The sequence below is a fragment of the Eionea flava genome, assembly GCF_055393785.1.
This window is the reverse complement of record NZ_AP036018.1, coordinates 73,638-85,719: the sequence shown is the minus strand read 5'-3', so window position 1 is coordinate 85,719 and position 12,082 is coordinate 73,638. Positions and strand designations below refer to the sequence as shown.

Here is a 12,082-nt window from a genome sequence, read left to right as displayed (position 1 = left end):
AAAACCTATGTTATATAAAACCTATGTTATCTATGGAATATGCCAACAAGGCATTCCTTTAAAGAAGCCGATACCTATTTGTATCCACCTATACTTTTTACCTGTAGTGCATTCTAAAACTTCGAACAAAAAAGCAGGTTTTTTGTTATAAGAATGCACTACAGATACTTTCTTATAACTGCTGACGCGTTCGGCGTAACACTTTTGTTTTGACGCCTTCTTGGGTCAACTCTCGTTTAAGTAAACTCATTTGGCGGTGACTAGACGTATTAATTGTGATTTCAATGTCTAAGATAAAAAACTCACTGCCCGTATGTAAGCCCTGTGCATCAGGCCAAAAATCCGGGTCATTATCAAATGCCCGACTAAACCCATCGCTAGCTAAAAAATCTTCGACCGATTCAAATGCCTGACTATCTTGAATCTCACTGTTGTTTTCAGCAGTAGCATTTTCATTATTATCAATTGCAGCGGTATCCTCCGCTAAAGGCCGGCCTTCTGTTAATAAGGCCGCGTCCGATTCAACTAATGGTGTATCTATATTTTGCTGATTCAAACTTCGCATTACCGCTGGCAATGCAGTGTTGACATTAAACCCTACATCATTGGGTAAGACCACAACCAATGGCGCTAAATAACGATAGATCTCATCGGTGATTCCTTTAATTTGACGAAGCTCTGTCACACTAATAAACGGTTGGTTAGCCGCTCTATACGGTGTATCGAGAGAGCTATAGTAATTATTTTCTGCACCACCTTGCCCGGTAACATTATTATCACCATCCATCCAATCAATCGCCGCTTCGGTAATGGATTGCGCTAGACTAGGGTCAACTAAATCGTCAGGCTGTGTTTGTAATAAACGCATAAAACGTTGCTGGCCCGTCGTAAACCGTTCGTTCAATGTCCCCTGTGGATTATAAGGCGTAGGCCGCCCTTGCAATTGATTGAGATTAAACCGGCTTAGTGCATCCGTTAATGTCGCTTTAATCACGGCATCATCTACAGGTACATTTAAAGCGATTGCCCAGTCTTCTTGCCAGTGATCATAACTTCCTTGACGACCGTTTTTAATATAACGACCGTTACTATTATCATTATCCGCATCCTGCTCTAATACCCAAGCCGCAAACTCTTCTGTGCTGTAGGCGTATTGCTGTAATTGCGCGCCAATAATCGTATGTTCTGCTCGAGCAACCGACAACTGAAAATCACCGGTAAAACGCGCTGCAATTGCCACAATCACGCTGGTAATAAACACTGCGATTAATAAAACTGAACCTCGCTGTTTAGCAAACGATATATGTCTCATAGCGCTGTTGCCTGCACTAAAGGAAACAAGCGCGTGACACTACCAATGCCAACAATATCTAGGCTGATTTCTATCGCTATGGGCAAGGTATTATTTTTTTGATCCGACTCGGGCCAACCGGTAATCCATGCTTCATCTGCTGCGGTTTGGCTCTCGCTGGATAAATAACGAAATCGTACGGCATGAATATTATCGATCAACAAAAGACTTTTTACGTCTGATTCATCCGCACCATCGATGGGCCGCCAATAATCTCGCCACAAACTTACCGTGGGTTCAGAGGATAGGCTCTCTCCGCTGTCATTGGATGTATCATTGGCCGTAATACGGTAGCCCACAAGTTGCATATTACTCCGGGGGCGACGTAAAAAATTGTGGTCACCACTGCGTACAAACCGCAATAAATAACTATCATCACCCACAGCCGCACCTGCGCCTTGAGAGAGGCGATCACCCAATAAACCAACCATTACCGGTTGTTGATTGCCAAAGCTATCCTGCCAAGGGCGCGCGACCGTATGTTGAAAGTCGTCCGCAAAAAAGTGCCACACGCGTTGCGTGGCATTCATTTGCTGTGTGAGCTGGCTTACCCGCGATTCTATATTAATAGCGCCCGATAGCGCTTGATAAGATAACAGCGCGATCACCGCACCAATACCTAAGGCAACCAACATTTCTATCAAGGTAAAACCACGCGCTAAGACGAGGGATGATGATGCTTGGGGTGGTATAAGAGGTGGCGTGAGTGCTGGCATGGTTGAGCGCATGAACCGTATCGTTAATGAATATAACTATCGAGAACAACAATAGGCGCATCGTCTGTCAGGCTGACGGTTGTACGGTAGCGAAGCAATGCACCCACAGACGTTTTTTCGGGTTCTGTAACCACCTGCCATTCCGTGCCGGCCATTTCCACCTGCTCTTCTACCGCACTGCGTAGCGTTGCTTTACTCAGTTGGCGCTCTAAGCGCAAACGTGTCATTTGGTTGTCCGCAATCCACGTTGCTATCGCTCGATCTCGCAAAGAGCCGGCATTATCGGCCTGCTTCATCATCAGTAACATGAGTGCCGGAATCGTTAAGCCCACAATAGCCGTCGCCACTAGCACCTCTATTAAGGTAAAACCTTGCTGTCGGTGAGACACATGAACAACACGCTTAATCATCAACCACCTCACCCACTATTGAGTTTGTTAACTGGCCGCGTTTATCGGTACCGATAACAAATGTATATTCACTAATATTTTGATCAAGATACGACAATATCAACGTAAATGCCGATAGTTCACCACTCGGATAAAGCACAATACTGGGCGGCGCAGAGACACTTTCTCGATCGTCATTAAGGGATTCTGCCAATAACTCTTCTAGTAAAGCATCATCGATTTTTGCATTAATCACCATACCATCCGATAGCAGGGTTTCTGTCAACACGTCGCTGTCGAGGGATACCCATTGTGGTATCGAGTTACTATCACTCGTATTTGCACTACTATAGCTGTGCCAACTGTACTGATTAGCAATATCACCGTCACTATCAATACGAAGACCTATTAACTGCTGACGAATCAAGGACTCATCAAGCGCAAATTGAATTTGTGCATATAGCGCTCTACCTTCACTATCTAAACGCTTTTCCGGTGATGATGTCGTATTGGCGGTAATGGCTACTGCTGCACTAATCGCTGCTAATATCAGCAATACAATCATCAGCTCAAATAAAGTAAAGCCTTTTTGCGAGGTAGACATATAAGAGTCAGCGACTACTTGTTGGCCTCGAAGCGTTCCCAACTATAAATATCCTTATCTTGCTCAACGCCACCGGCAACACCATCGGCACCATAGGTATAAATATCATACTCACCGTTTTCACCCGGTGTAGCATAGAGGTAAGGATTACCCCACGGATCTAGTGGTAGCGCTTCAAGGTATCCACCTTTTTGCCATTGACGTGGAATCGGATCAATCGATGGCTTCTCAACCAAGGCTTGTAGGCCTTGCTCTGTGCTCGGAAAACGATAGTTATCTAAACGATAGAGTTTGAGCTGGCCTGCAATAGTAGCGAAATCCGCGTGCGCTTGTTTTACCCTCGCCTCGTCTGCCTTACCCAAAAATTTACCCCCTACCGCTGCCGCCATAATACCAATAATAATAAGCACTACCATTATCTCGATAAAGCTAAAACCTCGTTGAACGCGGTAGCCAGTATTAACTTGGTTAGAAAATTGTATACTTTTCATAAATCACATTACCCTTAATCTTAAATATATCATTCAAATCTGTGGCGCATTCTGAGCTAAATTACGCTCATAGAACAGAAAAGCAGGTGATTTCTTCAGCAACTCTCGGCAGCAAGGACGCTGCCACGAAGCTTATAGGATATATTGACAGCGTGTTGCTGAAGAAATCACCTGCTTTTCTGTTCGAAGCTTTAAAATACGCCACCGCTAAACTTAAGCTAAGTCGCTCATATTAATAATCGGAATAATAACCGCCACCATAATAAACCCGATTACACTTCCCATAATGACAATGGTCACTGGCTCAATCACACTGAGCGCAGTCGATAGCTGCAGATCCAGATCTCGCTGCTGGCTTTTCGCCGAATAATCTAACTGTTCCGCTAGCGTGCCGTTAGCTTCACCACTAGAAGCCATTTGTACCATGAGCGGTGGGAAAATTTCGGTTTTATCGAGTGCGCGATGCAAGCTAGTACCACCTTCGACAATAACCGCTGCTTGCTCGGCTTTCTCGCGCAATATGTCATTGCCCATGGTTTGGCTACTGATGCGTAAACTATTCAGCAGTGGCACACCACTGTTTATCAGCATACTGAGCGTACTCGCAAAACGAGCGGTATCGGCTTGCACGCTGATATGCCCGACAATCGGCAAGCGCAATAACAAACGGTGCCACTGTCGCATATTAGCTGGCCGCTGTAGCCACAAGCGAGTTGCGACCCCAAGTAACACAAGTGCGACCAAGCAATAAAGGCCATAGCTGTGTAAGAAGTTGCTGGTGGCGATAAGTACCTCTGTTGGCCAAGGCAGCTCTTGTTTTGCACGCGTAAAAACACTAGTAATTTTAGGCACAACAAATACCATTAATGCGATCACGATAGCGATGCACACCATCACCAAAATAATCGGGTATACCATCGCCGATTTTAACTGCTGTCGCGCGGCGTGACTGGTTTCGGCATATTCAGATAAACGCTCTAACACCGGCCCTAAAAAACCCGCCTGCTCACCCGCATTCACCATCGCGCGATACATATTATCGAAGATGCGAGGATAATCACCCAGTGCTTGAGCAAGACTTAAACCCTCTAATACTCGCGAGCGCACTTGTAACACAACGTTTTTAATCGCATCTTTTCTGCTTTGTTTCGCCACCGCTTGCAATGATTCAGCCAATGGCATACCCGATTGCACTAAGGAAGCCAACTGACGAGTAAACAAGGAAAGATCTTTTACATTTAAGCGCGCCGAAAAAGTTTTACCTTTTGCAACCCGTGAGCCATTGCCCGCCTGTTGCTCAAATGACAGCTTGTCTGCGGCTATCTTTTCAACACTAACGGGCTTAAGCTGCTGCTGGCGTAATTGTGAACGCACTTGGCGTTCGGTATCGCCTTCTTGCGTTCCCTTAACGAGCTTACCGCTGCGATTAATGGCTTGATAACGAAATGCACCCATAATATAGATTCGTTAGCGCTAACTAACGGCCGTCACCCTCAATACTTCTTCTAAGCTGGTTTCACCGGCTAAAATACGGCGACGCCCATCATCAATTAATGATGGAGACGTTTGCCGCACATGCGCCAACATAGTCTGTTCGCCAGCGCCTTCATGGATAAGCTGACGCAATTGGCTATCGACAGGAATAATCTCATAAATAGCGGTTCGACCACGGTAACCTGTTTGTTTGCACTCACTACAACCGCGGGCTTGATAAATCACGTCATCAGGCTGTATCAACAAGCGTTCACACTCGGCTGTTGTGGGCACATGCTCGACTCGGCAATGCTGACAGAGCTTACGAACCAAGCGCTGCGCCATCACCATTTCTAAACTAGACGCTAATAAAAAGGGTTCAACCCCCATATCTTTCAAACGTGTAATCGCACCAATCGCCGTATTGGTATGCAGTGTCGATAAGACTAAATGCCCTGTTAAACTGGCCTGAACCGCAATAGACGCGGTTTCTTGATCTCGAATTTCACCGATCATAACCACATCAGGATCTTGACGAAGAATGGCACGCAAACCTCGCGCAAACGTCATATCAACTTTGGTATTCACTTGTGTTTGGCCAATACCAGGAAGTAAATACTCAACCGGGTCTTCAATCGTCAGAATATTACGACTGCGGTCGTTGATATGGGTCAAACCGGCATATAGCGTCGTGGTTTTACCCGACCCTGTAGGGCCAGTAACAAGAATAATGCCGTGTGGACGACCTAGACTTTCATCAAACGTATTATGCACTTTCTGCGGCATGGCTAGCTGCGTCAATTGTAGCTGCCCCGAGGCTTGATCCAACAAACGCAACACAACACGCTCACCATAAGCAGAAGGGATTGTCGACATACGAATATCGATGACATGTCCCGCTAAACGAACCGAAATACGGCCATCTTGCGGTAGGCGTTTTTCCGCAATATCGAGCTTTGCCATAACTTTTAAGCGCGACACTAGCACCGACGCTAATTCGGGCTTAGGCGAGAGCATTTCATTGAGAACACCATCGACACGGAAACGAATCGCTACGCGATCTTCGTAGGGTTCAATATGAATATCAGATACTTTTTCTTTAACAGCTTCCGACAAAATCGCATTAATTAAACGAATAACTGGCGCGTCATCATTACCGGCCAATAAGTCTGTTTGTTGCTGCAGGTCGTTAGCCAGTTGCCCCAAATCCATTTCTGCATCTAAGTCATCCGCTGCACGTTGCGCTGCGCCATCGGTTGTTTGATAGTGTTGTGTAAGGCGTTTTTTAAAGACTGCCTCATCAATCATTTCAATAGTTAGCGACGCACCTAGCACACGCTGCAGCTCGACAAGTACCGATAGTGCTAACTCTCGATAGCAATAGAGTATGTTATCTTCCAACATCACCCCATGCTCTTCAGCAAACCGATAAGGCAGGCTTTGCGGTTGGCACTCGCTCTCGTTTACCGCTCTGTCCACCACCACATCCACGATTATTGCTCCGATAAACCGCTAGGCTTCACATCATCCCATACGGGGAGAAGTGGCAAAATATTTTTGTCTAGCAAATAACTGGCCTCTCCTTTAGCCTGTATCTGTTGATCTCGAATATAGCGATATTTTTCGCCCGTTGCCCCCGCCATTGCTTCGTTATCGCGCAATATAGCGGCTCGCAAAAAAACCATTAAATTTCTCTTAGTCATGGTCGTCGCATCATTTCTAAACAGACCACCTAATAAAGGAATATCTCCTAATAAAGGCACCTTATTTTCCGTTTGTTGAATATCATCACTTATAAGCCCACCCAAGATAATAGTTTCACCATCTTGTGCGATAACTTTGGTAGATATTTTACGTTCATTAGTAATAACATCCGACGCTTGTGATGAGCCAGAAATACTGGAAACCTCTTGCTCAATTTCTAATATAACCGTATCACCTTCGTTTATTTGTGGCGTCACTTTGAGAGAGATACCAACATCTTCACGCTGAATAGTTTGAAATGGATTGGTAGCATCACCCGTTGTAGTAGTAAATGAGCCAGTAACAAAAGGAACATTTTGGCCAATAGAGATTTCTGCTTCATTGTTATCTGTCGTTAACAAACTCGGTGTGGATAGTACGTTCGCATCGGTATTACTTTGAAAAAAGTTTATTAAGGTCGAAAAATCGACACCTCCATTGTTACCCAGAAAGCCAATGGCTTGCCCCGTAACACTAGGAATATCAGCTACAGTAGTTGACTCAATTCCAGTAATCACCGTGCTCAAATTAGCATTTTGGGAAGCAATGAAACCTTTGCCCTGACGATAAGCTGCCCACTCAACACCTAAGTTGCGTGTTAGCTCGTCATTAACTTCGACAATGATAGCTTCTACAAGCACTTGCGCTCGTCGAATATCTAGACGCTCAATGACAGTAATAAGTGACTCCATGGTGTCGGCATCCGCTGTAATCAGCAATGAGTTGGTCGCTGGATCCGCTTCAACAGAAGCATTTTCTGCGGATGGTCTTACGCCCTTAGAACCGTCCGGCTCCAACTTCGAAATACTTGACACTACTTTTGCCAAAACAGTAGCCACTTCTTCAGCATCTGCATATTCCAAATAAATCACGCGAACATTACCCGACTGCGGTTGTGAAACATCAAGGCGCGCCACTAGTTCTCGAACCTTATTACGACGCACCTGATCGCCCGTAACGAGAATACTGTTACTGCGCTGATCCGCAACAATCACTGCCTGTGTATTTTTGGGGGAATCCTGCTCGCTTTTACTAAGTTGCTGAAGAATGGTTGCCAATTCGGCTGCTTGCGCATACTCCAAAGGAATTACATCCGTTTCGGCTACGCCTGCCCGGTCAATACGTTCAATAATATCCTTTAAACGCGCAATATTAGCGACTGTATCCGACACGATAATCGCATTACTAGGCTCATAAGCCGCAAGGTGAGCATGCTGTGGCGCTAATGGCCGTAATACCGGTAACACTTTTGAGGCTGACACATTATAGAGTTGAATAACCTGGGTAATATAAGCATCGGTACCAAAGTTTGGTTGATTCACTACAGGAACAGCCGATGTGCGGGCATCTTTACGCGGAATAACACGGACAATATTCCCAACCTCAATCGCAGTAAAACCCTGCGTTTCAAGTACCGATAAAAATAAATCATATAGTTCTTTTTCCGATAAAGGGTTGGCCGAAATAACTTTCACCTTACCTTTAACGCGAGGATCAATAATGACTGTCTTACCTGTAATATCAGCGACAAATTTAATCACCTCTTGGATATCAGAGTCTTTAAAGTTGATTTGCCACTTTTTTTCTTCTTCTGCTTGCGCACTAACCGATAGCGGCGTCGTGGCAATCATAAAAGCAGACAATAACATCACCACGAAACCATAAGACAGGCGTGAATGAATTGCGGCAAGCTGACATTTAACAAGAGGTAAACAATAGGTAACAATATTCACAGATACTTCCATTAAAAATTCAAAATCGTTCAGCGAACAGCTGACCGAGTTAAGGCAATGAGCTAAGATCAATATCGAGACTTATTTCACTACCATCACGATTAACCATCAATGATACTTGCGACACATCTCGTTTATTGCGGTACACATTCATTGCCGAGCGCAAGTCATTAAGCTTTTCACCGTCAATCGAGGTGATCACATCGTTTGCTAACAACCCTGACTTATCAAAAGCGCCTCTATTACGGCCCGGAAGCACTCGAAAGCCAATCATATCACCGGTTTCTTTATTGCGCTCCCGTACTACACGGATGATCTCGCTGAGCTTGGTTGCATTACTATCGTTCACAAGCTCGCTCTGAACCGCTTGTTCATCCAACGTATCAGGAACATAAGCTGCCGCATCGTTATCACTTGAACTGCGCTGTGTTCGCTCGCCTTCGGGATATAAATAAAGTACTTCGGTCTTACCGCGATTTTTTAAGCGAATACTATCAACCAAAACCGCAGACAAACTCACATTGGACAAACCTTCGATGGCATCACCCACTTGATACAGCTGCTCATCGCGGCCGTTAGCAACTATAGCCTGCCCACCACTATCTTCACCTGCAGTAAATAAGCCCTTTAAAATAAGGTTAAGCTTTGTTTCCTCTACGGGCTCTTCTTTTTCAATGGGAGCGGTTTCGGTCACTATATTTTTTTCCACTTCGCCAAATAAAGGAATAGCCGCCAGCGTATTAATGTCGAGGGGCTGGCGACGAAGGGGCGATGACGAAGGGGGCTGAACATCCACAACAGATTCCGCCTCTAAGTGTGTATTAGTAACGTCGATAACTTGCATCACCGAGTGCCCTGACCACATCACCAACAATAAGCAAACACACACAGGGGCAAGTAACGACAATGACACTTCACCTAAACACCCAGAGGGAATAGAAACCGCGCTATATCCTTTCTTTATTACCATATTATTCTTTTACTAATTAAGCTTCTAGTGATACATTTTTACCACTATATGATTTTTGATTCTATCACTTATCTACGATGTAGACTGCTCATATCAGCGCTTAAGTGCACATGCCTCAATAATGAATGGTAAATATCTGAACTAAGTCTCATTAGGCAGGCGGTTTCTCTTCAAGAAGTTGATAAACTACTTAACCAATAAAGTAATTGGGGTAAAATGAGCCATTACTTTTGCACCAAACTCAATAGTTAAAGAGATACGAAAAAGGCGACTTCTGTCGCAACAACGGCATTAAAGAAAAGCATCAAGGGACTTTTGCACGGAAGATGATTTTGGGCAAAAATGCACGGAGAGAGGTAGTTTGTGCATGATAAATGACCGATTTCCCTCGGTACCCTCTTGTGGGGTAAACGACGCATGAGAGTGAAATGGCTTTCGTGCAAAGGTCTCATTAAGATATTTTGGGGAGTTAAGCACTCATATGAGTACCACGCTATATGTTTTACAAAACCAACAAGGCCATTTTTTACAAAAGGCAAATACTGATAAAACCAACAAGACCGCTTATACATGGGGCGATGGAACAGAACTTAACAAAGTCTTCCGGACAACACATAAAGATGAAGCCATTAACATGATGTTTGAAAGCGGATCTCAAAATGTTGAACTCCGTATTAGCATTCTTACTTATCCCTCTAACCCAAAAGGCTTACCTATTATCCCCACTGATGATATGCCTACGCCGATACCCGTATTCATCGCGCCAAATACCGATGAAAACCCTGACAGTAACGTAGAAATAGCAGCAACAGAAAGTACGCATCACACAGATGCAACGTAAAGATCCGAGCAGCTGACTCGCTAAAAACAAGTCAGCATGTCATCCAAGATACGTAATGATCGGTATCTACACGGGAAATTGCTTTTAGAGCTCAATAATATAATCCCCACCAAATTAACAGCATTTCGCCTTGCGAGTGTTTAGGAGTGACTTTTGACACATTTAACGAATATTTTACGTGCGTTATCGAATGCACCCAATCAAGCGGGTATCGCGGATATTGTTCGGGGATTAGAAAAAGAAAGTTTGCGCATCAAACCTAACGGCACATTAGCTTCTAGCCAACACCCACCTGCTCTCGGCTCAGCGCTAACACACCCCCACATCACAACGGATTACAGTGAAGCCCTGCTTGAGTTTATTACCGATCCTTCTGCCAGCGCATCCGGCGTTTTACAACAATTAACCGAGCTACACGCCTATACCTGTCAAAATCTTAATGGCGAACGACTATGGCCTACCAGCATGCCTTGTATGCTAGGGCGAGATGAAGACATCCCTATTGCTCAGTATGGTTCATCGAATAGTGGAAAGATGAAATCGGCTTATCGAATGGGGCTCGGTCATCGTTACGGACGTTCCATGCAAACCATTGCAGGCTTACACTACAACTTTTCAGTATCGGAAGAATTGTGGGACTTCTTACATAAAAAGGAAAAAAGCGCGCTCTCTATCGAAGATTTTAAAACCCAAGGGTATTTCCACCTGATTCGCAATTTTCGACGCTATTTTTGGCTATTACTCTACCTATTTGGCGCTTCACCGGGCGTTTGTAAAAGCTTCGTCAGCGGCCGAGAGCATCAACTCGTCCCTTTTGGTGAGGATCAACATAGCCTGCACATGCCCTATGCGACATCACTGCGCATGGGCGATTTAGGCTACCAGAGTAGCGCTCAAGAATCGTTAGTTATTACTTACAACTGCTTAGAGAGCTATATCAAAACACTGTGTAGTGCGATTACCCATACACATGCTGGTTACGAGTCTATCGGCACCAAAGACAGCAATGGCTGCTATCAACAGCTCAATGCCAATTTACTGCAAATTGAAAACGAATTTTATAGTGTTATTCGCCCAAAACGTACTGCCCAACGCGGGGAAACAGCGCTATCAGCTCTCGCAAATGGTGGTGTTGAGTACATTGAGGTTCGCTGCTTAGACCTCAACCCATTTGAACCCCTAGGGATCAACGAATCTAACATGCGTTTCTTGGATACGTTCTTGCTGTACTGCCTGCTATCTGACAGCGCACCGTCAGATGAACATGAACATGATGCGATTCAAGAGAACCAAAAAAGAATGGTTTATAACGGGCGAGATCCTGAACTCAAGTTACTCGATCGAGAGGCTTCCGGTAATATGAAAGAGCGCCCTATGCGAGAATGGGCCGATTCGCTCATGCAAGACATACAATTGGTAAGCAACGTGTTAAGCGAGGCAACCGGAGAGCAGAAACACAACGACAGCCTGCAAGACGAATGGGAAAAATTACGGGATGACCGCCTGACACCCTCAGCAAGGGTGTTGGATACAATGTCGCAAGAAAATAAGACCTTTTATCGCTTCGCCGCCGATCTTGCAACACAACATCAACACCATTTTACGACATATCCGCTAGCACCTAAAAAGCAAGCTCACCTCAGCGATCTTGCTCAGTTATCGCTTACTAAGCAACGAGACATAGAAAACAGTGACAACATCAGCTTTGACCAATATTTAGAAGATTATTATTCACAGTATGAATGCAACAAGCCAGCGTATACGCCATAGT

11 protein-coding genes are annotated in these 12,082 nt (G+C 44.8%); 2 read left to right on the top strand and 9 right to left on the bottom strand.

Going from position 1 to position 12,082, the window contains the following annotated elements; translation table 11 throughout:
* Positions 1–172 precede the first annotated feature (172 nt).
* The 9 genes from gspK to ACZ5O6_RS00360 form a co-directional block, all read right to left on the bottom strand.
* A complete protein-coding gene (gspK, locus tag ACZ5O6_RS00400) occupies positions 173–1,312 on the bottom strand; it encodes a type II secretion system minor pseudopilin GspK (protein ID WP_447092683.1) in 1,140 nt (379 codons plus the stop codon).
* Positions 1,309–2,079 (bottom strand): type II secretion system minor pseudopilin GspJ, encoded by a 771-nt coding sequence (gene gspJ, locus ACZ5O6_RS00395; protein ID WP_447092684.1) that lies wholly within the window; start codon positions 2,077–2,079, stop codon positions 1,309–1,311. Before gspJ ends, gspK begins: the two co-directional genes overlap by 4 nt.
* 11 nt (positions 2,080–2,090) lie before the next feature.
* Positions 2,091–2,477: a type II secretion system minor pseudopilin GspI gene (gene gspI / locus ACZ5O6_RS00390; protein WP_447092685.1), complete on the bottom strand. Its 387-nt coding sequence runs from the start codon at positions 2,475–2,477 to the stop codon at positions 2,091–2,093.
* Complete coding sequence (locus tag ACZ5O6_RS00385) at positions 2,470–3,102, bottom strand: pilus assembly FimT family protein (RefSeq protein WP_464283521.1); 633 nt, start codon at positions 3,100–3,102, stop codon at positions 2,470–2,472. Before ACZ5O6_RS00385 ends, gspI begins: the two co-directional genes overlap by 8 nt.
* Positions 3,075–3,551 carry a type II secretion system major pseudopilin GspG gene (gspG, locus tag ACZ5O6_RS00380; RefSeq protein WP_447092687.1) on the bottom strand — a complete coding sequence of 159 codons (477 nt, stop codon included), beginning with the start codon at positions 3,549–3,551 and terminating at the stop codon, positions 3,075–3,077. Before gspG ends, ACZ5O6_RS00385 begins: the two co-directional genes overlap by 28 nt.
* Positions 3,552–3,764: 213 nt before the next feature.
* Positions 3,765–5,006 carry a type II secretion system inner membrane protein GspF gene (gspF, locus tag ACZ5O6_RS00375; RefSeq protein ID WP_447092688.1) on the bottom strand — a complete coding sequence of 414 codons (1,242 nt, stop codon included), beginning with the start codon at positions 5,004–5,006 and terminating at the stop codon, positions 3,765–3,767.
* Between the two features lie 18 nt (positions 5,007–5,024).
* The gene (gene gspE, locus ACZ5O6_RS00370; protein ID WP_447092689.1) at positions 5,025–6,515 is read right to left on the bottom strand and encodes a type II secretion system ATPase GspE; all 1,491 of its coding nucleotides are present in this window, start codon (positions 6,513–6,515) and stop codon (positions 5,025–5,027) included.
* Between the two features lie 2 nt (positions 6,516–6,517).
* Positions 6,518–8,500, bottom strand: coding sequence for a type II secretion system secretin GspD (gene gspD, locus ACZ5O6_RS00365; protein WP_464283520.1), 1,983 nt, complete (start codon positions 8,498–8,500; stop codon positions 6,518–6,520).
* 49 nt (positions 8,501–8,549) lie between these two features.
* Positions 8,550–9,470, bottom strand: a complete 921-nt coding sequence (locus ACZ5O6_RS00360; protein WP_447092691.1) for a type II secretion system protein N — start codon at positions 9,468–9,470, stop codon at positions 8,550–8,552.
* A 481-nt stretch (positions 9,471–9,951) separates the two neighbouring features.
* On the opposite strand from ACZ5O6_RS00360, the gene ACZ5O6_RS00355 reads away from it, so the two are divergent.
* Positions 9,952–10,311: a hypothetical protein gene (locus ACZ5O6_RS00355; protein WP_447092692.1), complete on the top strand. Its 360-nt coding sequence runs from the start codon at positions 9,952–9,954 to the stop codon at positions 10,309–10,311.
* 153 nt (positions 10,312–10,464) lie between these two features.
* Entirely contained in the window at positions 10,465–12,081 is a 1,617-nt protein-coding gene (gene gshA / locus ACZ5O6_RS00350) for a glutamate--cysteine ligase (RefSeq protein ID WP_447092693.1), read from the top strand.
* Position 12,082 lies beyond the last annotated feature (1 nt).

What these genes read in the sequence shown, in the direction of transcription:
- gspK (WP_447092683.1), bottom strand. Translation starts at nt 1,312, where the DNA reads ATGAGACATATATCGTTTGCTAAACAGCGAGGTTCAGTTTTATTAATC.
- gspJ (WP_447092684.1), bottom strand. Translation starts at nt 2,079, where the DNA reads ATGCGCTCAACCATGCCAGCACTCACGCCACCTCTTATACCACCCCAA.
- gspI (WP_447092685.1), bottom strand. Translation starts at nt 2,477, where the DNA reads ATGATTAAGCGTGTTGTTCATGTGTCTCACCGACAGCAAGGTTTTACC.
- gspG (WP_447092687.1), bottom strand. Translation starts at nt 3,551, where the DNA reads ATGAAAAGTATACAATTTTCTAACCAAGTTAATACTGGCTACCGCGTT.
- gspF (WP_447092688.1), bottom strand. Translation starts at nt 5,006, where the DNA reads ATGGGTGCATTTCGTTATCAAGCCATTAATCGCAGCGGTAAGCTCGTT.
- ACZ5O6_RS00360 (WP_447092691.1), bottom strand. Translation starts at nt 9,470, where the DNA reads ATGGTAATAAAGAAAGGATATAGCGCGGTTTCTATTCCCTCTGGGTGT.
- ACZ5O6_RS00355 (WP_447092692.1), top strand. Translation starts at nt 9,952, where the DNA reads ATGAGTACCACGCTATATGTTTTACAAAACCAACAAGGCCATTTTTTA.